This window comes from Paraburkholderia sp. CNPSo 3274 (assembly GCF_024206475.1).
GTDB lineage: Bacteria > Pseudomonadota > Gammaproteobacteria > Burkholderiales > Burkholderiaceae > Paraburkholderia.
Map to the genome: position 1 here is coordinate 124,114 of NZ_JAMBPR010000012.1, position 23,052 is coordinate 147,165.

Annotated in this window: 20 protein-coding genes and 1 pseudogene; 13 read left to right on the forward strand and 8 right to left on the reverse strand. The window is 65.7% G+C overall.

All coding sequences use genetic code 11. The annotated features are described in order from the left end of the window. Positions 1 to 17 precede the first annotated feature (17 nt). The gene (gene proC, locus M3I54_RS10620) at positions 18 to 833 is read left to right on the forward strand and encodes a pyrroline-5-carboxylate reductase (RefSeq protein ID WP_254335503.1); all 816 of its coding nucleotides are present in this window, start codon (positions 18 to 20) and stop codon (positions 831 to 833) included. 73 nt (positions 834 to 906) lie between these two features. On the opposite strand, the gene ubiA is transcribed toward proC, so the two are convergent. From ubiA to recG, 6 genes are all read right to left on the reverse strand, one after another. After that, positions 907 to 1,770 carry a 4-hydroxybenzoate octaprenyltransferase gene (gene ubiA / locus M3I54_RS10625; protein ID WP_254335505.1) on the reverse strand — a complete coding sequence of 288 codons (864 nt, stop codon included), beginning with the start codon at positions 1,768 to 1,770 and terminating at the stop codon, positions 907 to 909. Positions 1,771 to 1,928: 158 nt separating this feature from the next. Then, entirely contained in the window at positions 1,929 to 2,417 is a 489-nt protein-coding gene (locus M3I54_RS10630) for a Dps family protein (protein WP_042262475.1), read from the reverse strand. 167 nt (positions 2,418 to 2,584) lie between these two features. Beyond that, complete coding sequence (locus tag M3I54_RS10635; protein WP_254335508.1) at positions 2,585 to 2,761, reverse strand: hypothetical protein; 177 nt, start codon at positions 2,759 to 2,761, stop codon at positions 2,585 to 2,587. A gap of 88 nt (positions 2,762 to 2,849) precedes the next feature. Beyond that, complete coding sequence (locus M3I54_RS10640; RefSeq protein ID WP_254335510.1) at positions 2,850 to 4,289, reverse strand: catalase; 1,440 nt, start codon at positions 4,287 to 4,289, stop codon at positions 2,850 to 2,852. A gap of 394 nt (positions 4,290 to 4,683) precedes the next feature. Beyond that, the gene (locus tag M3I54_RS10645) at positions 4,684 to 5,643 is read right to left on the reverse strand and encodes a hydrogen peroxide-inducible genes activator (protein WP_028201988.1); all 960 of its coding nucleotides are present in this window, start codon (positions 5,641 to 5,643) and stop codon (positions 4,684 to 4,686) included. A gap of 150 nt (positions 5,644 to 5,793) precedes the next feature. After that, positions 5,794 to 8,097, reverse strand: coding sequence for an ATP-dependent DNA helicase RecG (gene recG / locus M3I54_RS10650; RefSeq protein WP_254335512.1), 2,304 nt, complete (start codon positions 8,095 to 8,097; stop codon positions 5,794 to 5,796). Positions 8,098 to 8,388: 291 nt separating this feature from the next. Between recG and queA the strand changes: the two genes are divergently transcribed. The 5 genes from queA to secF all read left to right on the forward strand — a co-directional run bounded on the left by queA (position 8,389) and on the right by secF (position 14,526). Further along, a complete protein-coding gene (queA, locus tag M3I54_RS10655) occupies positions 8,389 to 9,450 on the forward strand; it encodes a tRNA preQ1(34) S-adenosylmethionine ribosyltransferase-isomerase QueA (RefSeq protein ID WP_254335520.1) in 1,062 nt (353 codons plus the stop codon). A 107-nt stretch (positions 9,451 to 9,557) separates the two neighbouring features. Further along, on the forward strand, positions 9,558 to 10,757 hold the full coding sequence (gene tgt, locus M3I54_RS10660; protein WP_254335522.1) for a tRNA guanosine(34) transglycosylase Tgt: 1,200 nt from the start codon (positions 9,558 to 9,560) through the stop codon (positions 10,755 to 10,757). 248 nt (positions 10,758 to 11,005) lie between these two features. After that, positions 11,006 to 11,335 carry a preprotein translocase subunit YajC gene (gene yajC, locus M3I54_RS10665; protein WP_254335526.1) on the forward strand — a complete coding sequence of 110 codons (330 nt, stop codon included), beginning with the start codon at positions 11,006 to 11,008 and terminating at the stop codon, positions 11,333 to 11,335. 167 nt (positions 11,336 to 11,502) lie between these two features. Next, positions 11,503 to 13,560 carry a protein translocase subunit SecD gene (gene secD, locus M3I54_RS10670; protein ID WP_254335528.1) on the forward strand — a complete coding sequence of 686 codons (2,058 nt, stop codon included), beginning with the start codon at positions 11,503 to 11,505 and terminating at the stop codon, positions 13,558 to 13,560. Between the two features lie 15 nt (positions 13,561 to 13,575). Continuing rightward, positions 13,576 to 14,526, forward strand: a complete 951-nt coding sequence (gene secF / locus M3I54_RS10675; protein WP_254335530.1) for a protein translocase subunit SecF — start codon at positions 13,576 to 13,578, stop codon at positions 14,524 to 14,526. A gap of 87 nt (positions 14,527 to 14,613) precedes the next feature. On the opposite strand, the gene M3I54_RS10680 is transcribed toward secF, so the two are convergent. Next, positions 14,614 to 15,183: a YceI family protein gene (locus tag M3I54_RS10680; RefSeq protein ID WP_254335766.1), complete on the reverse strand. Its 570-nt coding sequence runs from the start codon at positions 15,181 to 15,183 to the stop codon at positions 14,614 to 14,616. Positions 15,184 to 15,225: 42 nt separating this feature from the next. Then, a complete protein-coding gene (locus M3I54_RS10685; protein ID WP_254335533.1) occupies positions 15,226 to 15,825 on the reverse strand; it encodes a YceI family protein in 600 nt (199 codons plus the stop codon). A gap of 383 nt (positions 15,826 to 16,208) precedes the next feature. Between M3I54_RS10685 and M3I54_RS10690 the strand changes: the two genes are divergently transcribed. From M3I54_RS10690 to M3I54_RS10720, 7 genes and pseudogenes are all read left to right on the forward strand, one after another. Next, positions 16,209 to 17,024 (forward strand): paraquat-inducible protein A, encoded by an 816-nt coding sequence (locus tag M3I54_RS10690; protein ID WP_254335536.1) that lies wholly within the window; start codon positions 16,209 to 16,211, stop codon positions 17,022 to 17,024. Beyond that, positions 17,021 to 17,680: a paraquat-inducible protein A gene (locus M3I54_RS10695; protein ID WP_254335538.1), complete on the forward strand. Its 660-nt coding sequence runs from the start codon at positions 17,021 to 17,023 to the stop codon at positions 17,678 to 17,680. Before M3I54_RS10690 ends, M3I54_RS10695 begins: the two co-directional genes overlap by 4 nt. Then, complete coding sequence (locus M3I54_RS10700; protein ID WP_254335545.1) at positions 17,677 to 19,290, forward strand: intermembrane transport protein PqiB; 1,614 nt, start codon at positions 17,677 to 17,679, stop codon at positions 19,288 to 19,290. Before M3I54_RS10695 ends, M3I54_RS10700 begins: the two co-directional genes overlap by 4 nt. Continuing rightward, entirely contained in the window at positions 19,287 to 20,000 is a 714-nt protein-coding gene (locus tag M3I54_RS10705) for a membrane integrity-associated transporter subunit PqiC (protein ID WP_254335547.1), read from the forward strand. The genes M3I54_RS10700 and M3I54_RS10705 overlap by 4 nt, the downstream gene beginning before the upstream one ends. Positions 20,001 to 20,238: 238 nt before the next feature. After that, the gene (locus M3I54_RS10710) at positions 20,239 to 21,555 is read left to right on the forward strand and encodes a class I SAM-dependent RNA methyltransferase (protein ID WP_254335549.1); all 1,317 of its coding nucleotides are present in this window, start codon (positions 20,239 to 20,241) and stop codon (positions 21,553 to 21,555) included. A gap of 304 nt (positions 21,556 to 21,859) precedes the next feature. Then, positions 21,860 to 22,252, forward strand: coding sequence for a VOC family protein (locus M3I54_RS10715; RefSeq protein ID WP_375542124.1), 393 nt, complete (start codon positions 21,860 to 21,862; stop codon positions 22,250 to 22,252). Positions 22,253 to 22,330: 78 nt separating this feature from the next. After that, a pseudogene (locus M3I54_RS10720) lies at positions 22,331 to 23,023 on the forward strand (helix-turn-helix transcriptional regulator); the annotation flags it as partial. Between the last annotated feature and the right edge of the window lie 29 nt (positions 23,024 to 23,052).

Below are 23,052 nucleotides of genomic sequence, written 5' to 3' on the forward strand. Positions count from 1 at the left end.
TGAACGATTCCATCACCATGAAAATTGCCTTCATCGGCGGCGGCAACATGGCCGCCGCACTCATCGGCGGCCTGATCCGCAAGGGCGTTCCGGCCGACAATCTCTACGCGATCGATCCGAACGAGGACGCCCGCAAGCGCAGCGCCGAGCAGTTCGGCGTGCGCACCGGCGCCGCCGCGGACGCCGCGCTCGCTTCGTATGACGCGGTTCTGATCGCAGTAAAGCCGCAAATCGCCAAGGCCGTGGCCGAGGGCATCGCCCCGCACCTGGGCGCCCATCAGGTCGTCATCAGCATCATGGCCGGCATTCGCATCGACGACCTCTCGCGCTGGCTGAACGGCCACGCGCGCGTCGTGCGCACGATGCCGAACACGCCCGCGCTGATCGGCATGGGCGCAACCGGCCTCGTCGCGAGCAGCGGCGTGGACGCAACGGGCCGACAGCTCGCTTCGGATGTGCTCGGCGCAGTCGGCCAAACGGTCTGGTTCGACGACGAAACGAAGATCGACGCGGTCACGGGCATCTCGGGCAGCGGCCCGGCCTACGTGTTCTACTTCATCGAAGCGCTCGAAGAAGCGGCGCGCCAGCTCGGCATGGACGAGCAGCAGGGCCGCGCGCTCGCCATCGCCACGTTCACGGGCGCGGCGCAACTTGCGCTGCAATCGGACGAGCCGCCCGCCGTGCTGCGCGAGCGCGTGACCTCCAAGGGCGGCACGACCGCCGCGGCGCTCGCGTCGTTCGACGCTTCGGGCGTGAAGGCCGCCATCGTCAAGGGCGCGCTCGCGGCCGATGCACGCGCGAAGGAAATGGGCGAGGAATTCGGCAAGCAGTAAGCCAGCGGCCGCGTCCAGATAGAAAAAGCGCCGGGTGTGTCATACCCCGGCGCTTTTTTTAATCGATCGGGCCTCAGAGTCCCGCGACGACGTAATGGGCAGCAATCCCGACGAACAGCACGCCGCCCAGCCAGTTGTTGTGGCGGAACGCGGCGAAGCACGGCATGCGCTCGCGGTTCTTGATGAGCGTGTAGTGGTAAATAGCGCAGCCCACGGCCGCCGCCCAGCCGAGCCAGTAGAGCCAGCCGAAACCCAGCGTCACGCCCACCCACACGTAAATGCCGAGCGTGACCGCATAGCAGAGCATGATCGCGAGCACGTCGAACCGGCCGAATGTGAGCGCCGAGGTACGAATGCCGATCTTGATGTCGTCGTCGCGATCGACCATCGCGTATTCGGTGTCGTAGGCCACGGACCAGAACACGTTCGCGGCCAGCATGATCCACGCGAGCGCTGGCACGTGATCCTGCACGGCGGCGAATGCCATGGGAATGCCGAAGCCGAACGCAATGCCCAGATACGCCTGCGGAATCGCGAAAAAGCGCTTGGTGAACGGATACGACGCCGCCACGAACAGCGCCACGACCGAAAGCTGCTTCGTCAGCGCATTGAGCGGCAGGATCAACAGGAACGACACGAGCGCGAGGCCCGCGGCAATCGCCACCGCTTCCCAGGCGCGAATGCGGCCCGACGTGATGGGGCGTTCGGCCGTGCGTTTCACATGGCGGTCGAAGTCGCGGTCGGCGTAGTCGTTGATCGCGCAGCCCGCCGAGCGCATCAGCACGGTGCCGACCGTAAAGATGATCAGCAGCGAGAGGGGCGGATGGCCATCGGAGGCGATCCATAGCGCGTTGAGCGTCGGCCACAGCAGCAGCAGGCTGCCGATCGGCTTGTCCATGCGGACGAGCCGCAAATAGAGCGGGAGTCGGGCGAACATGATCGGGGCGGGAAAAGCGATGCCGCTATTGTAGGCCAGGGCGGCGCGCCGTCGCCGCGAGCCGCACCCGCGCAAAAACAAAGGCCCGCCGGACATTCGGCGGGCCTTTCATCGTGCTGGTCGTGCTTCAGGTGCAGCGCCCGGGCGCCGCATCGGCTTCAGGCCAGCAGCGAGCGCAGCATCCACGCGGTCTTTTCGTGCGTCTGCATGCGTTGCGTGAGCAGGTCGGCGGTCGGTTCGTCGTTGGCCGCTTCCGTCGACGGGAAGATCGCGCGCGCGGTGCGCACCACGGCTTCCTGCCCTTCCACCAGCTGGCGGATCATGTCTTCAGCGGCCGGCACCCCGTCCGCTTCGGGAATCGACGAAAGCTTCGCGAATTCCTTGTAGCTGCCCGGCGCATGCACGCCCAGCGCACGAATACGCTCGGCGATGGCGTCCACGGCCAGTGCGAGTTCGTTGTACTGCCCTTCGAACATCAGGTGGAGCGTGTTGAACATCGGCCCCGTGACGTTCCAGTGGAAGTTGTGCGTCTTCAGATACAGCGTGTAGGTGTCCGCGAGCAGGCGCGAGAGACCCTCCGCGATCTTCTTGCGATCCTTGTCGCTGATGCCGATATTCACGTGCTGTACGGTTGCTTTTTTGGCCATGACGACTCCTTGTGTAGCAATGAGACTACGCCTGCTTGGCGAACCGGTTGCGACGCGCGCGCTTTTCATCAGCCGCGCGCGAACGCTCGATCGGTCGTCAGTGTAGCCTGGAAATATCAGAAAACCGGCTCATCCGGCCCTACTGTCCAGCAACGTGCCCGCCTCGTTCAGTGTCCCGCCAGGTGCGCGAGACCTTGCATCGCGATCGCCACGAAACCGCTCGCCACGATCGCGAAGCCCACCACGCGACGCACGATCTGCGTGCCTTCCGCGCGCGTGCGCGCCATCGTGGCGGCCTCGCCGCGTCCCATGGTCTTGAGGGTCATCGTCATCGTTCGGGTCATGATCGTGCTCCTGTGGTGTTTCCTCGAATTCCTGCTTCAGGCGCGGCTCGCTGTCTCAGCGTTGTGACAACACACCGCGCCCGCGTCCTTACTTCGCCAGCTTCGCGATCGCGTCGATCACGCCTTGCGCATACGCCGGATCGGCGCGGCGCAAGTGCTCGATCTGACGCTCCACGATCTCCGCCGGTACGCCGTTGATATGCCGTGCGATGTTCGCGAAAAGCCGCTCGCGCTGGCCCGCATCGAACAACCGGAACAGCGCGCCCGGCTGGCTGTAGTAGTCGTCGTCTTCGCGGTGATCGTAGTGATCGACCGCACCGGCCGCGAGCGGCGGCTCGCCCGCCTGCGCACGCTGCCCAAAGTCGCCGAAACGGCTCGGTTCGTAGTTCACGTTGCCGCCCAGGTTGCCGTCGGTGCGCATTGCGCCGTCGCGATGGAACGAGTGGAGCGGGGAGCGCGGCGCATTCACCGGAATCTGGTGATGGTTCACACCCAGGCGATAGCGCTGCGTGTCGCCATACGAGAACAAGCGCCCCTGCAACAAGCGATCCGGCGAGAAGCCGATGCCCGGCACCACGTTCGCCGGCGTGAAAGCGGCCTGCTCGACATCGGCGAAATAGTTTTCCGGATTACGGTTCAGCTCGATCGTGCCCACGTCGATCAGCGGATAGTCCTTGTGCGGCCACACCTTCGTGATGTCGAACGGGTTGTACGGCACCTTCGCGGCATCGGCCTCGGGCATCACCTGAATGCGGAAATTCCACTTCGGGAAATTACCCTTTTCGATCTCGTTGAAGAGATCGCGCTGCGCCGATTCGCGGTCCTGAGCAATCACCTGCGCGGCTTCGGCGTCGCTGTAGTTCTCCACGCCCTGCGCCGATTTGAAGTGGAACTTCACGTAGAAACGCTCGTTATTCGCGTTGATGAACGAGAACGTGTGCGAGCCGAAACCGTGCTGCTGACGATAGTTCTTCGGAATGCCGCGATCGCTCATGAGGATCGTCACCTGATGCAGCGACTCCGGATGACGCGACCAGAAGTCCCACGCGGCCACGTTGTTGCGCATGTTGGTCCGCGGATCGCGCTTTTGCGTGTGGATGAAGTCCGGGAACTTGAGCGGATCGCGAATAAAGAACACTGGCGTGTTGTTGCCGACGATGTCCCAGTTGCCCTCTTCCGTGTAGAACTTGATCGAGAAGCCGCGCACGTCGCGCTCGGCGTCGGCCGCGCCGCGCTCGCCCGCCACGGTCGAGAAGCGGATGAACAGCGGCGTTTCGTTGCCGACTTCGCCGAACACTTTGGCCTTCGTGTAGCGCGAGATGTCGTGCGTGACCTTGAGCGTGCCGAACGCGCCCGAGCCCTTCGCGTGCACGCGGCGCTCGGGAATCACTTCACGGTCGAAGTGCGCGAGCTTTTCGAGGAGCCACACGTCCTGCAGCATCACGGGGCCGCGCGGACCGGCGGTGAGCGAGTTCTGGTTATCGACGACGGGTGCGCCGGCTGCCGAGGTGAGAGTACGGTCGGTCATGCTGGATTCCTTCCTTGCTTGCGTGTGTGTTCTGGAATTCGGTGAAATTTGCGCCGGGACAGCGTGAGGCCGTCAGGCGGACAGCGCGCGGTCAACGAGCAGCGAGAACCACACGGTGCGAAGGCCAGAATGGGCGCGTGCCGGGGTGCTGGGTGCGGGAGTGTTCGAGTGGGTGGTTTGCATCGCTTCCTCCAGTAGTTTCCGGTCGGGATCGGTTAGGGGAAACTTTAGCATCGACTATCGATATATATAATTTGATTTATTTAATCTATCGAATAGACGCAGGTTATTGGGGTCGCAAGAAACGCAAGGCCGGGGAATTGCGGCGCGGGCGAATGCCGCGCTGGAGAGGGAAACGCTCCGCGCAGCCCGAAAGCGCACGGTGCGATGTACGTCAGGCTGCCTCGGCAGGCGCCTCGATCTTCCTCACGCCGGGCAGCTCGCAGGCGTGAATGGCGTCGACGACCGCCTCGATTGCCGGCATGCGCGTGAAGCTCTTGCGCCACGCGAGCACCACGCGGCGGTCCGGCACGGGTTCGTCGAACGGCACGTAGGAAAGCAGCCCGGAATCGACGCCGCCGGCGTGCGGCTTCACCTCGGTCACCGACATGCGCGGTAGCACGGTAATGCCTACGCCGCTCGCGACCATATGACGAATGGTCTCTAGCGACGAGCCTTCGAACGTCTTCTGGATGCCGTCGGCGTTCTGCGAGAAGCGCATCAGTTCCGGGCACACGCCCAGCACGTGGTCGCGGAAGCAATGCCCGCTGCCGAGCAGCAGCATGGTTTCCTGCTTGAGGTCGTCCGGGTCGATCTTCGGGCGCTGTTCCCACGCGTGGCCCGAAGGCAGCGCCACGACGAACGGTTCGTCGTAGAGCGGCCGCAGCGTGAGGCCGGTTTCGGGGAACGGCAGTGCCATGATCGCCACGTCGATCTCGCCTTGCTTGAGCAGCTCGATGAGCTTGAGCGTGTAGTTCTCCTGCAGCATGAGCGGCATTTGCGGCACGCGCTTGATCATCTGCTTGACGAGCGTGGGCAGCAGGTAGGGCCCGATCGTATAGATCACGCCCAGGCGCAGCGGCCCCACGAGCGGATCCTTGCCCTGCTTGGCGATTTCCTTGATCGCGAGCGTCTGTTCGAGCACGCGCTGCGCTTGCGTGACGATCTGCTCGCCGATGGGCGTCACGCTCACCTCGCTCGTGCCGCGCTCGAAGATTTGCACGTTCAGTTCGTCTTCGAGCTTCTTGATGGCGACCGAAAGGGTCGGCTGGCTCACGAAGCAGGCTTCCGCGGCCCGTCCGAAGTGGCGCTCTCGAGCTACCGCGACAATGTATTTCAATTCAGTGAGCGTCATTCGGGGACCAATCAAAAAAGGTGAATCAATAGCTTGTAGTTATACACCTATGGCGGTGATTCGCCAATAATCAACACCCCTATGCGGGGCGTGATCAGCACAAAAGGGTCAGACGGCGCAGGCGCGCGCAGGTTCCGCGCAATGGACTATTTACGCTTTCAGGTACTGCTCGCGGGCGCCGAGCCAACGGTTCAGGTGCTGCGTGACGACGAGCGGAAACTCGTGCAGCAGACGTTCGGCTGCGCCGCGCGCGGGCTCGATGAGCCACGCGTCGTTCTCGAGGCTCGCGAAGCGCAGCATCGCCGCGCCAGATTGACGCGCGCCGAGGAATTCGCCGGGGCCGCGGATTTCGAGGTCCTTGCGTGCGATCTCGAAGCCGTCGGTGGTCTCGCGCATGGTTTGCAGGCGTGCGCGGCCCGTGAGCGACAACGGCCCGGTATAGAGCAGCACGCACACCGAAGCGGCGCTGCCCCGCCCCACGCGCCCGCGCAACTGGTGCAATTGCGCGAGGCCGAAGCGCTCGGCATGCTCGATCACCATCAGCGAGGCGTTGGGCACATCCACGCCCACTTCGATAACCGTCGTCGCCACGAGCAGTTGCACTTCGTTGCGTGAAAACGCATCCATGACGGCGGCCTTGTCCGCGGAAGCCAGACGGCCGTGCACGAGGCCCACGGTGAGTTCCGGTAGCGCAGCCACGAGCGTTTCGTAAGTCTCGACGGCCGTTTGCAGCTGCAACGTCTCGCTTTCCTCGATCAGCGGACATACCCAGTACACCTGACGACCCGTGAGCGCCGCCGCGCGCACGCGCGCGACCACTTCCTCGCGGCGCGCGTCGGAGATGAGCTTCGTGAGGATCGGTGTACGGCCGGGCGGCAGTTCGTCGATGGTGGAGACGTCGAGGTCCGCGTAGTAGGTCATGGCGAGCGTACGCGGGATCGGCGTAGCCGACATCATCAGCTGATGCGGCTGGAACTCGCGATGCGTCTCGCCAGGCGCTTTCGCATTCTGCGCCTTGGCGCGCAGCGCGAGCCGCTGCTCGACGCCGAAGCGATGCTGCTCGTCGACGATCACGAGGCCGAGGCGCGCGAATTCCACGGCCTCCTGAATGATCGCGTGGGTGCCGATCACGAGCTGCGCCGTGCCGAGCGCCGCGGCTTCGAGCGCCGCGCGCTTTTCCTTCGCCTTGAGGCTGCCCGCGAGCCACGCCACCTGCACGCCGAGCGGCTCGAGCCAGCCGCGCAGCTTGCGCGCGTGCTGTTCCGCGAGGATTTCAGTGGGCGCCATGAGCGCGGCCTGGTAGCCCGCGTCGATGGCCTGCGCGGCCGCGAGCGCCGCGACCACGGTCTTGCCGCTGCCCACGTCGCCTTGCAGCAGACGCTGCATGGGGTGCGGCTGTTCGAGATCGTGCGCGATTTCCGCCACCACGCGCTCCTGCGCGAGCGTCAGCGTGAACGGCAGCGCGCCGCGCAGACGTGCGAGCAGCGTCTCTTCGCTCTTGCGCCCCGCGACGTGGCGAGCCATCGCGGGCGCAGCGCGCGTGCGGCGCTCTTCGTGCGCGCGCTTGAGCGACAGTTGCTGCGCGAGCAGCTCCTCGAATTTAATGCGCGTCCACGCGGGATGTGTGCCGTCGATCAGCTCATGCTCGTCGGCGTTCACGGGCGGGTGGTGCAGCGTCTTCACAGCATCCATCAATGGCGGCAGATTCAGCGGCTCCATGAACTCGTGCGCCACCGCATCCGGCAGCAATTCAGGCAGATGCGCACGCGAAAGCGCGTTGTCGATCGCCTTGCGCAGATACGCCTGGCTCACGCCCGCCGTGGACGGATACACCGGCGTGAGTGCCTGCGGCAGCGGCGCGTCGCCCTCGACGACCTTCACCGCCGGATGCACCATCTCCATGCCGAAGAAGCCACCGCGCACGTCGCCGCGCACGCGCAACCGCTTGCCGATCGCCATCTGCGCGACCTGCGAGCCATAGAAGTTCAGGAAGCGCAAATGAAGCTCGTCGCCGTTGTGATCCTGCAGCTTCACGACGAGCTGGCGGCGCGGCCGGTAGACGATCTCGTTGTCGAACACCACGCCTTCGGTTTGCGCGATGCCGCCCGGCAGGAGTTCGCCGATGGGCGTGAGCGTGGTTTCGTCCTCGTAGCGCATCGGCAGATGCAACACGAGATCGATGTCGCTGCGCAGACCGAGTTTGGCGAGGCGGTCGGCGGTTTTGGTGAGCTTGGGCTTGTCTTTGGACGCGGCTTTTTCTGCAGCTTTTTCTACGGCGTTTTCTACGGCTTTTTCTGCGGATTTCTTCGCGGCGCGTTTGCGCGCGGGCGGTGCGGCGCCTTCCGTCGTGTCCGGTTGCTCCTTGCGCGCGCCGTCCTCGGGCGTGCGCGCGTCGTCGGGCGCTTCGCTCGCGGAGTCGGGTTCGGACATCAATCGGCTAACGGATGGGGGCATGGGCAGCTTCGCAAGTACAATATCGGCTTTCCGGCATGGCGCGGCGCGTGCAGCGCGACGGCTTCTGCCATCAGGCACGCCGCGCGCATCGCTATCGCGCACGTCCCGCAATCATAGCCGTGTCGATCCGGAGTTAGGGCTTTAGCCCTTAACCGGTCCCATGCAACTTGGTGGTTCGTCACGCACGAACGGCCATTGCAGCCGCTTTTTGGGGCGCAACCGCTTGACGGTTCGGCTCCGCCAAGCCGCCGCGCGCCGGGCCTCCGGCGCATTTCCGTTACTTCAGGCCGCATGTTCAAGCTTTCCGATTTCGATTTCGACCTCCCCGAGGAACTGATCGCGCAGACCGCCCTGCCCGAGCGCAGCGCGAGCCGTCTGCTGGAGGTCGATAACACGACACAACCCGCGCGTCTCACCGACCGCCGCTTTTCCGACCTGCCCGCGTGCATCGCGCCGGGCGACTTGCTCGTCTTCAACGATACCAAGGTGCTGAAGGCGCGTTTCTTCGGCCAGAAGGCCAGTGGCGGCAAGATCGAGGTGCTCGTGGAGCGCCTGACCGGCGCGCGCACGGCGCTCGCGCAGATCCGCGCGAGCAAGAGCCCGGGCCCCGGCACGGTGCTGCGCCTCGCCGATGCGTTCGACGTGACGGTGGGCGAGCGCGTCGATCAGTTCTACACGCTGCACTTTCCCGACGACTGCCTCACGCTGATCGAGCGACACGGCCGTCTGCCGTTGCCGCCCTACATCACACACGACGCCGATGCGAGCGACGAAACGCGCTATCAAACGGTGTTCGCGCAGAATCCAGGCGCGGTGGCCGCGCCCACGGCGGGCCTGCACTTCGACGACGCCCTGCTCGCGCAGCTCGACGCGCAAGGCGTCGCGCGCGCCACGCTCACGCTGCACGTGGGCGCGGGCACCTTCCAGCCGGTGCGCGTGGAGAACATCGCCGAGCACAAGATGCATAGCGAATGGTACGAGCTGCCGCAATCGCTCGTCGACAAGATCGCGGCCACGCGTGCGCGCGGCGGCCGCGTGATCGCGGTGGGGACGACCTCGATGCGCGCGCTCGAAGCCGCCGCGCGCGACGCCGACCGCGAAGGCCGCACGCTCGCGGCAACGCAGGCGGAAACCGATATCTTCATCACGCCTGGCTACACATTCCGCGTGGTCGATCGGCTCGTGACGAACTTCCACCTGCCGAAGTCCACGCTCTTGATGCTCGTTTCGGCGTTCGCGGGCATCGAAACGATACGCGCGGCGTACCGTCACGCGATTGATGAGCGCTATCGCTTCTTCAGTTACGGCGACGCGATGCTGTTGACGAAAACCGACGACGCGCTCAACAAGTAGCAGGCAGCACACACGCTTTCCAGGCCGTCGCGCGACATACCCGCAACGCGCGGCGGCGTTTCACCATCTGCGCCGGACTGTTTTCCGGTTGCACAGGAGTCAACCGTATGACCGACGGTCATCAAAACAACGCACGCGCCGAACACGGCGCCTATCTGGGCGAACGCCCGCAAAATGGCCTGAAATTCGAACTGCTCGGCACCGACGGCCTCGCCCGCCGCGGCCGTGTCACGCTCAATCACGGCGTGGTCGAAACGCCGATCTTCATGCCCGTGGGCACCTACGGCACCGTGAAGGCCACGCAGCCGCGCGAGCTCGAAGAGATGAAGGCGCAGATCATCCTCGGCAATACCTTCCACCTCTGGCTGCGCCCGGGCCTGGAAACGATCGAGGCGCACGGCGGCCTGCACCGCTTCATGGGCTGGAACCGGCCGATCCTCACGGATTCGGGCGGCTTCCAGGTGTTCTCGCTCGGCGACCTGCGCAAGATCTCGGAAGACGGCGTGCGCTTCGCCTCGCCCGTGAACGGCGACAAGCTGTTCCTCTCACCCGAAGTGTCGATGCAGATCCAGAAGGTGCTGAACTCGGACATCGTCATGCAGTTCGACGAGTGCACGCCCTACGCGACCAACGGCGTGCCCACCACGCACAAGGAAGCCGCGGACTCGATGCGCATGTCGATGCGCTGGGCACAACGTTCGATCGACGAGTTCAACCGCCTCGGTAACCCGAATGCACTGTTCGGCATCGTGCAGGGCGGCATGTTCGAGGACCTGCGCGACGAATCGCTCGCCGGCCTCGCGCAGATGCCGTTCCACGGCTACGCGATCGGCGGTCTTTCGGTGGGCGAACCGAAGGAAGACATGATGCGCGTGCTGGAACACATCGCGCCGCAACTGCCGGCCGACAAGCCGCACTACCTGATGGGCGTCGGCACGCCGGAAGACCTGGTGGCGGGCGTGGCCTCGGGCGTCGACATGTTCGACTGCGTGATGCCCACGCGCAACGCGCGCAACGGCTGGATCTTCACGCGCTTTGGCGACATCAAGATCCGCAACGCCGTGCACCGCAACTCGCTGCGCCCGCTCGACGAACAATGCGGCTGCTACACCTGCCGCAACTTCACGCGCGGCTACCTGCACCACCTGCACCGCGTGGGCGAGATCCTCGGCGCGCAGCTCAACACGATCCACAATCTGCACTACTACCTGGAGCTGATGAGCGAGATGCGCGCGGCGATCGAGACGAAGACGTTCGCGGCGTTCCGCCAGCGCTTCGCCGGGCAGCGCGCACGCGGCGTGGACTGAGAGGGCGTCTCACGACGGCGTGTCTCGTGCCGGCCGCGATACATTACAATAACCTTTCGCAATAATGGCGCGGACAAGGCATGCGGTCCGCTCGAGCCGCCCCGGTTTTCACGCGCGCGCATGCCGTGCCGGGGCGTGGTCCGAGATAAGCACTTGATCGCAAAGCCTATTTTGCGTCATCGCCGCGATGAATGCCGGTGGTAGAATAACCGGCTCGCTTTTTGATCGTAAAAAACGGAGAGACCAACGTGTCGTTCATTTCCAATGCCTTCGCGCAAGGCAGTGCAGCAGGTGGTGCCGAATCGAGCATCATGAGCTTCCTGCCGCTCATTCTGATGTTCGCCGTGCTGTACTTCATCATGATCCGTCCGCAGATGAAGCGCCAGAAGGAACATCGCAACATGCTCTCGGCCATGGCCAAGGGCGACGAAGTCATCACGAGCGGCGGCATCGTCGGCAAGGTGACCAAGGTCAGCGAAGCCTACGTCGGCGTCGAAATCGCCGATGGCACGGAAATCACCGTGCAGAAGTCGTCGGTCTCGACCATCCTGCCGAAGGGCACGATCAAGTCGCTGTAACGCTTCACGGAATCATCGAGGCCGTTGCCTCTGAAAGAACGGCCTCGCGCGCCCGGCCCGCCCTCGCAGCCACTGACCAGCAAACGTCAATGCAGGTACGCCCCGAAGGCAACGCCGGACGCGCGCGCAGCGCTTAAGGCCATTCCCCTCCCCCGTTGGGTCAACCAATGAACCGTTATCCCCTCTGGAAATATGTCGTGATGCTGGTGGCGCTCGTCATCGGCTTCGTGTACACATTGCCCAATTTCTTCGGCGAAGCGCCCGCGGTCCAGGTGTCGAGCGGTAAAGCCACCGTCAGGCTCGACTCAGGCACGCTTGCCCAGGTCGAGGCCGCGGTCGCCGCGAACAATATCCGGGCGACCGACGTCACGTTCGACAACTCGTCGATGAACGCGAACATCCGCGTGCGCGTCGCCGACACGGACACGCAGCTGCGCCTGAAAGACGCGCTCAATAAAGCGCTGAACGCCGACCTGAACGATCCGCAGTACATCGTCGCCCTGAACCTGCAGAGCGCCTCGCCGCACTGGCTCACGTCGCTGCACGCGCTGCCGATGTACCTCGGCCTCGACCTGCGCGGCGGCGTGCACTTCCTGCTCCAGGTCGACATGAACGGCGCGCTCAACAAGAAGCTCGACTCCGACGCTTCGGACGTACGCACGCTCCTGCGCGACAAGAACATCCGCGACGGCGGCGTGAACCGCGTCAACCAGTCGGTGGTCGTCAATTTCGCCGACGCGGACACGGCCGAGCAGGCGCGCAAGGTCCTCGCGGGCTCGGGCGGCATCACCGAACTGCAGTGGGCTTCGCAGAACAATCCCGAAGGCGGCGTGCAGCTCGTCGGCACGTTCACGCCGGCCGTGAAGACGGCGGTTCAGCAAGCCGCGCTCAAGCAGAACATCCAGACGCTGCACAACCGCGTGAACGAACTTGGCGTAGCCGAGCCCGTGATCCAGCAGCAAGGCGACGACCGCATCGTGGTCGAGCTGCCGGGCGTGCAGGACACCGCGAAGGCGAAGGACATCATCGGCCGCACGGCGACGCTCGAAGCGCGCCTCGCCGATCCGATGGGCCTGCATCCGGACGTGAACGCGCCGGTGCCGCCGGGCGACGAGCTCTTCACGCAAGGCAATGCCGCGCCGGTGCTGCTGCGCAAGCAGGTGATCTTCACCGGCGACCGCATCATCGACGCCTCGGCGGGCTTCGACGAGCATCAGCGTCCGTCGGTCAACATCCGCCTCGATTCGGCGGGCGGCCGCGCGGTGCGCGCCGTCTCGCGCGACAACATCGGCAAGCCGATGGCGATGGTGCTGTTCGAAAAGGGCAAGGGTGAAGTGCTGACGGTGGCGACCATCCAGTCTGAACTGGGCGATCGCTTCCAGATCACGGGCCAGCCCACGCCGCAGGCTGCCGCCGACCTCGCGCTGCTGCTGCGCGCAGGGTCGCTCGCCGCGCCGATGGACATCATCGAGGAACGCACGGTTGGCCCGAGCCTTGGCGCGGACAACATCCGCAAGGGTTTCGACTCGGTGATCTACGGCTTCGCCGCCATCGCCGTGTTCATGATCGCGTACTACATGCTGTTCGGCGCGATCTCGATGATCGGCCTGTCGGTGAACCTGCTGCTGCTCGTGGCCGTGCTCTCCATGCTGCAGGCCACGCTCACGCTGCCGGGTATCGCGGCTATTGCGCTCGCGCTCGGTATGGCGATCGACGCGAACGTGCTCATCAACGAGCGCGTGCGTGAAGAGCTGCGCAACGGTGCGCCGCCGCAACTGGCCATCCAGAACGGCTACGCACACGCCTGGGCGACGATTCTCGACTCGAACGTGACCACGCTCATCGCCGGTCTCGCGCTACTCGCGTTCGGTTCGGGCCCGGTGCGCGGCTTTGCGATCGTGCACTGTATCGGCATTCTCACGTCGATGTTCTCGGCCGTGTTCTTCTCGCGCGGTCTCGTGAACCTCTGGTACGGCGGCAAGAAGAAGCTCAAGTCGCTCGCGGTGGGTCAGGTGTGGCGTCCGGAACCGGATGAAGGCACGCCCGCGCTCGCCGGTGCCGATGCTGGCACCGACACGGGCCGCGCGGTTGCCGCGACTGCCACGAAGCGTGAGCCGGTCAAGGCCGGCGCCAAAGGTGCTGCGCGCGCCAAACCGGTCGTGCGCCGCCGCGATGCCCAGGGCGGCACCGGCGGCTCTGGCAACAACACCGGCTCGTCCCGCTGATACGGAGTCAAGACCATGGAATTTTTCCGCATCCGCAAAGACATCCCGTTCATGAAGCACGCGTTGATCTTCAACGCGATCTCGCTCCTGACCTTCATCGCGGCGGTGTTTTTCCTCTTCCACCGCGGCCTGCACCTGTCGATCGAATTCACGGGCGGCACGGTCATCGAAGTGCAGTATCCGCAGGCGGTGCCGCTCGAGCCGCTGCGCGACTCGCTCACGAAGATCGGCTATGGCGACGCCCAGGTGCAGAACTTCGGCACGTCGCGCGACGTGCTGATCCGCCTGCCGCTCAAGCAAGGCCTGAGCTCCGCGCAGCAGAGCGACCAGGTGATGTCCACGCTCAAGGCGGCCGATGCGCAGGTGCAGTTGCAGCGCGTGGAGTTCGTCGGCCCGCAGGTCGGCAAGGAACTCGCGACAGACGGCCTGCTCGCGCTCGCCTGCGTTGTGGCGGGCATCGTCATCTACCTGTCGTTCCGCTTCGAATGGAAGTACGCCGTGGCCGGCGTGATCGCGAACCTGCACGACATCGTGATCATCTTGGGCTTCTTCGCGTTCTTCCAGTGGGAGTTCTCGCTCTCGGTGCTCGCGGCGGTGCTCGCCGTACTCGGCTACTCGGTGAACGAATCGGTCGTTATCTTCGACCGGATTCGCGAGACCTTCCGGCGCGAGCGCAAGATGAGCGTGACCGAAGTCATCAACCACGCCATCACCAGCACGATGTCGCGAACCATCATCACCCACGGCTGTACGCAAATGATGGTGCTCTCGATGTTCTTCTTCGGCGGCCCGACGCTGCACTACTTCGCCCTGGCGCTGACGGTGGGTATTCTCTTCGGCATCTACTCGTCGGTGTTCGTTGCCGCGGCGCTCGCCAGGTGGCTCGGCGTGAAGCGCGAAGACCTCATCAAGGACAAGAAGGAAAAGTTCGATCCGAACGATCCGAACGCGGGCGCGCAGGTTTAAGCGGCGCACCAGCAAAAAAGCCGGTTCTCTCGAACCGGCTTTTTTTTCGTGCATACGCAACGGCCCTCGCCGCGCTGCCGCTCTTCCCTACTGCTTGATCCCTTCGGCCTGGATATGCAGCGTGGTCTTCATCTTGAAGCCATACTTCTTGCCCGAGTCCATGCCGAAGTCGTCGCGGTTGAATGCGGCCTCGGCCTCCACGCCGCACACTTCGCGCTTGAGCACGGGGTGCTGGATGCACTTGAACGCCTCGATCTCGAGCTTGAGCGGCCGCGTCACGCCATGCAGCGTGAACTCGCCGATCACCTCCCTGGGCGTATCGCCGTCGAAGACGATGCGCGTGCCCTTGTAGGTGGCCGTGGGGTACTTCGCGACATCGAGAAAGTCGTCGCCCACCAGATGCTGGTCGAGCCGCGGATTGCCGGTCTGGATCGACGCCGGATCGATCGTCACGTCCACGGTGCCCGTTTTCGCCGCGCGGTCTAGCGTGACCGTGCCCGTGGTCTTCGTGAACTTCCCGCGCCACGTGGAAAGACCGCCGAAGTGGTCGGCCTCGAAGCTCGGAAACGTGTGGTTCGGATCGAGCTGGTAAGTATCAGCGGCGTGCGCGGCTTGCGTCACCAGGGCGGCGAGCGACACGGCGCCCCCTGCGGCCATCAATACGAGCTTGTTCAAAAGCGCCTCCTGGGCGTCGTCGATCTACTTGTGCGCGACGACGATATGAAATTTGATGAACACTACGTCGGCGACGATCGAGGTGTCCTTCCACTCGCCGGTGCCGATTTCGAAGGCGAGCCGGTGAACAGGCAGCGTGCCGTCGAAGGTCTGCGTCGCGCCCTGCTGCGTGAGCACGACGGGCACGGCCACGTTCTGCGTGTGCCCCTTGATCGTCAGTTTGCCGCTCACGCTGTACTGGTTCGTTCCGGTCGGCGCGATGGCGGTCGAGACGAACGTTGCCTGCGGGAACGTCTTCGCGTCGAACCATTCGGGCCCGTGCACCGAATCGTTGTAGGTCGGGTCTCCCAGATCATAGCTCGCCGTGTCGACGGTGATCTTCGCGCTGCCGCCCGCCGGCCTGGCCGGATCGAAGTCGATCTGCGCGTCGAACTTCGTGAAGCTGCCCTGAACCGGCACGTTCATCTGGCGCGAGACGGCGACGATCGTGCTCTTCGCCGCGTCGAGCTGCGCGTGGGCAGCCCCGCCGGCGAGCAGCACCGCAGCGGCGCCGGCCCACACTGCCGCGGCCCCGACCGCCGGACGCCACCGATAAGAACGAATCCACCTCGACAATGCTTCCATGATCGTCTCGCTTTGATTGCGTAGTCATTTGCTTCGTGGATGGGCTGCGGCCACCTTCCGCAGCCGTCCTGGTCCTATGCCCGAAAGATAATCCAAATCGAGTGACTGCAAACATCTGGAGATAAGTGCCGTGTCGAGCCGCGCTCGCACACGCGGACGGCGCAAACGTGGCACACTCGCAGCCCGTTCGTCGCGCACGCAAGCGCCGCCAGACGGCTTACCCCGCCGCAGCGCCTGCGGCCGCCCCGTCGGAGGCCAGCGGCTCGTTCCGGCACGCCGCCGGGCGCGTTTGGTAACATGGCGCGAGGCGCTGTCCGCACCTTCCGACATGCGCGCCGCCGTAGCGCATCCTTTGTTCACGTCGTTTTGCGTCACCTGCCCGCATGGCCCAGGACAAACTGATCGCGTGTCACGATTGCGACGCGCTCTACCGCAAACCGCGGCTGCTCGGCCGCCGGACCGCGCGCTGCTCGCGCTGCGGCGCTACGCTTTACAGCAGCGCCGCGTCCCGGCTCGACCGCATCTGCGCCATCACGGTCGCGGCGCTCGTCACCTTCATCATCGCCCAGTCGTTCCCGATCATCGAGCTCGATGCGAACGGTATCACTACGGAGTCGAGCCTGTTCGGCGCCCTCGTGGTGCTGTGGCATGAGGGCATGGAGATCATCGCGGTGATCGTGTTCTGCGCAACCATCCTCTTTCCGCTCACGGAGATGGTGGCGCTGCTCTACGTCCTGCTGCCGGTGCGGCGCGGCTTCATTCCACCGGGCTTCGACCACGTGCTGCGCGCCATCCAGTTCGTGCGGCCCTGGGGCATGCTCGAGGTCTTCATGCTGGGCGTGCTCATCACCATCGTGAAAATGGTGAGCCTCGCGCGCGTGATTCCCGAAACCGCGCTGTTCGCCTTCGGCGCGCTCACGCTGATGTTCACCGTGGTCGTCACGTTCGATGCGCGCACGCTCTGGGACATCGCCGACGGCCTGCGCGACGCCGCACGCGCGGCGCGCGAGGGCGGCGCGGGTCCGGGCGGCATCGCGGGTGACGCGGGCCCGGGCGGACCGCGCGCGCCGTATTCGCCCGCCGCGCCGTCATCGGCATCGGCTCACCCGCTCTCCGAGCCCGAGATCCGCGAGCCCGGTGCACGCGCGCAAGACCCGGCGCCGCCGCGCGGCGGCCCGCTCCCCAAGGGGCCCCAATGAAATATCAGACCGCCGCCGACGCCGGCTACGTCTCGTGTCACGCCTGCGGGCACGTGCAGCCGCACGTGCGCGCCTCCCGGCACGTGCGCTGCGCACGCTGCGGCTCGCCCGTGCACGAGCGCAACCCGGACAGCATCATGCGCACGTGGGCGCTCCTCATTGCCGCGGCGCTGCTCTACATCCCCGCGAACCTGCTGCCTGTGATGCATACGACCTCGCTCGTCGGCGACGAGGACGACACCATCATGAGCGGCGTGGTCTACTTCTGGACCTCGGGTGACTGGCCGCTCGCCGTGATCGTCTTTATCGCGAGCATTCTCGTGCCCATGCTCAAGCTCTCGGTGCTCGCGCTGCTCGCGTTCACCTCGCAGCGCGGCTCGACATGGCGCCCCGTGGAACGCACGAAGCTCTACCGGCTCGTCGAATTCATCGGGCGCTGGTCGATGCTCGACGTGTTCGTTGTCACGCTAACCGTCGCGCTGGTACGCTTCCAGTCGCTTGCGGTCATCACGGCCGGCCCCGGCGCGATCGCGTTCGGCTCGGTCGTGATCCTGACGATGATCGCCTCGATGCAGTTCGACCCACGCTTGATCTGGGATCCGGTGGACGAAGACAAACACAAACCTGCGCAACACTCTCAGGATCAACCCCCATGAATAGTCCGAAAGGACCGACCCCGCCCAATCTGCCGGAGCCGGAGATCGTCAAGCCGCGGCGCTGGCTGCCCTCGCTCGTATGGATCGTGCCGATCGTCGCGGCATTGATCGGCGTGGCGCTCGTCGTGAAGTCGGTCGCCACGCGCGGCCCGACCATCACGATCAGCTTCGTGAGCGCCGAAGGGCTCGAGCCCGGCAAGACCAAGGTCAAGTACAAGGACGTGGACATCGGTTCGGTACGCGCGATCAAGCTCTCGCCCAACCTGTCGCATGTGATCGTCACGGTCGAGCTCACCAAGGACGCCGAACGATTCGCCGTGAAGGACAGCCGCTTCTGGGTCGTGCGTCCGCGCGTGGGCGCAAGCGGCGTTTCGGGCCTCACCACGCTGCTCTCGGGCTCGTATATCGGCGCGGACGCCGGCCGCTCGCAGGAATCGCAAAGCGACTTCGTCGGGCTGGAAGCGCCGCCTGCCGTGACCATCGACGAAAAGGGGCATCGCTACACACTGCATAGCGCGACGCTCGGCTCGCTCGACATCGGCACGCCGATCTTCTACCGGCGCATCCAGGTAGGCCAGGTGACGGGCTATTCGCTCGACAAGGACGGCACCGGCGTGACGGTGCAGGTGTTCGTGAGCGCGCCATTCGACCAGTACGTGGGCACCAACACGCGCTGGTGGCACGCGAGCGGCGTGAACGTGCAGCTCGATTCGAGCGGCATCAAGGTCAACACGCAGTCGCTCGCCACGATCGTGGTGGGCGGCCTCGCGTTCCAGGCTCCGGCCGGCCAGTCCATGGGCCCGCAAGCGCCCGACACCGCCACGTTCGCGCTCGCCTCCGACGAGAGCGAAGCGATGCGCGAGCCGGACGGCGCGCCGCAACGCGTGGTCATGTACTTCAACCAGTCGTTGCGCGGCCTTTCGGTCGGCGCGCCGGTCGACTTCCGCGGCATCGTGCTCGGCCAGGTGACCGACATCGGCATCGAGTACGACCCGAAACAGCACAACTTCACGATGCCCGTGACGATCGACCTCTACCCGCTGCGCCTGTCGCGCCGCATCCGCGGCGAAGCGCCCGCGCCGCATACGCCGCAAAGCCAGGAGCTGATCAGGCGGCTCGTCGCACGCGGCCTGCGCGGCCAGTTGCGCACCGGCAACCTGATCACCGGGCAGCTTTATGTCGCGCTCGACATCTTCCCGAAGGCGGGCCCCGCGGCGGTCGATTTCAACCACGACCCGCTCGAGCTGCCCACGGTGCCGAACTCGCTCGAAGAACTGCAGTTGCAGGTCGCGGACATTGCGAAGAAGCTCGATCAGATTCCGTTCGACAAGATCGGCAACAACCTGAACGAGTCGCTCAAGAACGCGAACCAGCTGTTCGGCAAGGTGAACGACCAGATCCTGCCGCAGCTGCAGGGCACGCTCGACGAAGCGCAGAAGACCTTCAGCGCCGCGCAGTCCACGCTGCAGCAGGATTCGCCGCTGCAGTCCGACGTGCACCAGGCGATGCAGGAACTCACGCGTACGCTGCAGTCGCTCAACGCGCTCTCCGATTATCTGGAGCGCCATCCCGAATCGCTGCTGCGCGGCAAATCTGGAGACAAGCCATGACGTTCCGACGAGTCCCCTCCCTTGCCACGCTCGGCGCGCTGGGTGCGCTGGTCATCGCAGCCGCGCTGGCGGGCTGCAGTTCGCCCCCCAGCCGGTTCTACACGCTCAGCCCGACCGACGATGCGGCTCGCACCGCCGCTGCGCCAGGCGCGGGCAACGCCCAGTGGCTGATCGAGCTGGCGCCTGTCGATGTTCCTCCGCAAGTGGCGAAGGCACAGTTCGTCGTGCAAACCGACGCTAACCAGGTGAGCGTACTCGAGCAGGAGCGCTGGTCCTCGATGCCCGGCGACGAGATCCGCCGGGCACTCTCGGGCGATCTCACGCAGCAGCTCGGCACCATCGACGTGTACGGCTCGCCGCATCCCGAGGGCGTGCCCGTCTATCGCGTGAGCGTGAACGTGCAGCGCTTCGAATCGTGGCCGGGCTCGCATGCGCTCCTCGACGCCGTATGGAGCGTACGCGCGCTCGACACGCAAACGGTCCTGACCTGCCGCAGCGTGCTCAACGAGAAAGTGGGCGACGGCTACGACGCGCTCGTCATCGGCCACCGGCAAGCGGTCGAGGCGCTCTCGCAGTCGATCGCGAGCGGCGTGCGTGCGCTGGCCGCCGCGCCGCGTGTGAGCGTGGCGGCGAATGGCGCGAAGGCTGGCGCGCGAGCGAAGCCGGCGCCGAGTATCGCGTGTCCGCAGATGGCGGCCGCCGGCGGCTGAGCCGGCGGTTTTTCGCTGACGCCGCCCTGCGGCGTAGCCGATCCCCACGCCCGGAAGGCGATCCGGAACCATTAAAGGCTCGCACGCGACGCTTTCGGATGAGCGGTCAGGGACAAGGCAAATGGCGGGCCACATGCGGGCATTGAGTGGTCTCCAGCGGCGCAGGCGGCATACACGTCTGGCCGCTCCCGCAACCCGCGTACAATAGCGCCTTCCCCGCAGCGTCCCATCCTCCTTCATGTCTTTCGATTTCTTTGCCCCCTGCCCGCGCGGCCTCGAAGCCGCGCTCGCCGCCGAACTGGCCGAAACCGCGCAACGGCGCCTGCCGCCCGGTGCACTCCAGGTCGGCGCCGAGGTGCCCGGCGGCGTGCATTTCCGCGGCAACTGGGCCGGCGGCATTGCCGCCAACCTCCATTCGCGCATTGCGAGCCGCGTGCTCCTGAAGATCGCCCAGCACCCATACCGCAGCGAACAGGACATTTATGCACTCGCGCGCGAGCAGCAGTGGGAGAAGTGGTTCTCGGCGAACGAGACGATCCGCATCGACATCACCGCAATCAAGTCGCCGCTGCGAAGCCTCGAATTCGCCACGCTGCGCGTGAAGGACGCGATCTGCGACCGCATGCGCGACAAGGCCGGTGCGCGTCCGAGCGTCGATACCGCCTATCCCGACGTGCGCGTCTTCGCCTTCCTCACGGCGAACGAATGCACGCTCTATCTCGACACCTCGGGCGAGCCGCTCTTCAAGCGCGGCTGGCGTCTGGACAAGGGCGCCGCCCCGCTGCGCGAGAACCTCGCCGCCGGCATCCTGCGCCTCACGGGCTGGACGCCCGGCACGCCGCTCTATGACCCGATGTGCGGCAGCGGCACCTTCCTCGCGGAAGCCGCGCAAGTCGCGCTCGACATCGCGCCGGGGCTCGATCGCCGCTTCGGCTTCGAGTCGCTCAAGCAGGCCGACATGGCCGCGTGGCGGCACCTCAAGAGCGAGGCGAACACGGCACGCAATCTCGCGCAAAGCAAAACCGGCGATCTACTGATTTACGGCAGTGACATCTCCGACGTCATGCTCGAGAAGGCGCGTGCGAACTTCAAGCGCGCGGGCTTCGGCAGCGTGACGCTCAAGCAGCTTGACGCGCGCAACATGACGCCGCCCTCGGCAGCGCCCGGCATTCTCGTGGCGAATCCGCCGTACGGCGAGCGTATCGAGGTGCGCGGCCGCAATGCGCGCGGCGAGGCGCGCCCGACGGCGCGCGAGCTGCGCGGCGACGATGACGAAGGCTTTCGCCGCGCCAAGGACGAGGCGCCCGACGCCGAGTTCTTCCAGGCGCTCGGCGACGCGCTCAAGCAGCGCTTCACGGGCTGGCGCGCGTTCGTCCTCACCTCGGACCGCAAGCTGCCGGGCCAGTTGCGCCTGCGCGAAGCCGCCAAGACGCCGCTCTACAACGGCGCGCTCGAATGCCGCCTGTTCCGCTTCGACCTGATCGCGGGCAGCGTGCGCCAGCGTCCGGCCAACGGCGGCGCGAACCCCGCCGCCGGCAACGACGACGCCAGCTGACGTTGGCAAACGCGCACGGCGGGTGACGTTGCCACCCGCCGCCGCGCCGCGCGTGGCGCAGCTCTGCGCCACCGCCAGCGGATCTCCCTCGGACTCCGGAAACATCTTCTGCAGCGTGAACGCCGGCATCGAATCGCGCGAATAGCAACGCGACGGCCGCCGAAGCTCGCGCGGCACGGCGCGTCAAACCTACTGACAACACGCTGTCAGCAGCCCCCTGGCACACTGCTTCTACGCCACTTGGCGAGGCTGCCGCCGCCCGGCTGCCGCCATTCACCGTCCGCCGTTGCCTTCGAGGAGCTGTATCGTGTCTACCGATCTGTCCCGTGTGATCTCGTGGTTCGAAATTCCCGCGCACGACCTGGAGCGTGCCGCCCGTTTTTACGAAACCGCCTTCGACACCGCGCTGCAGCGCGAAGTGGTCGGCGGCGTGCCGATGGCGCTGTTCGCTCACACCGAAACTGAAACCGGCGGCTGCATCGTGTTCAATCCGCACGACGCCAAGCCCGATCCGAAGGGCGTGCTCGTGTATCTGAACGCGCAGCCATCGGTCACGGCCGTGCTCGACCGCGTGCAAAAAGCCGGCGGCAAGCAGCAAGGGCCCGCGGTGGAGTTGCCGAACAACTACGGCTATATCGGCTTCTTCATCGATACCGAAGGCAACCGCGTCGGTCTGCACGCGCCGAAGCTCGGTTGAGCGCGCGGCCGGGCGCCGCGCCCGCCCGGCGCTATCATCTGTGCTTATCCCAGTCACCGCGACCGCCTTCGCGAGCGCCCCGCCATGACCCGCCGCGCCGACCGCCTCTTTCGCATCGCCGAACTGCTGCGCGGCCGGCGTCTCACCACCGCCCAGCAGTTGGCTGATTGGCTCGAAGTCTCGCCGCGCACGGTCTATCGCGACGTGCGCGACCTGCAGCTCTCGGGCGTGCCGATCGAAGGCGAGGCGGGCATCGGCTACCGGCTCGCGCGCACGGCGAGTCTGCCGCCGCTCACCTTCACCGCCGACGAACTCACCGCGCTCGCAGTGGGCGCGCGCATGGCCGAATCGTGGGGCGGCGCGGCGCTCGCGAGCGGCGCTCGCGGCGCGCTCGCGAAGATCGCCGCCGCGATGCCCGCGGAAAAGCGCGCCGTGCTGGAACGGCTTGCCGTGTTCGCGCCGGCGTATCACATGGATCACGCGTTCTCGGACAAGCTCGACGCGCTGCATCGCGCCGTCGACACGCGGCTCGTCGTGCGCTTCGCGTACTGCGACCGCATCGGCGCGCATACACAGCGGCGCATCTGGCCGCTTGGGCTCGTGTACTGGGGCGCGCAATGGACGGTGGGCGCCTGGTGCGAAATGCGCGAGGACTTCCGCAACTTCAACATCGCGCGCATGGAGAACGTGGAAGTGCTCGAGCAGTTTCCCGATGTGAGCGGGCGGCGGCTAGCCGACTATCTGCGCCGCGTGAATGCGCCTTCGCTGTGAGCGGTCAACACAGCCGGAATTGAAAAAGG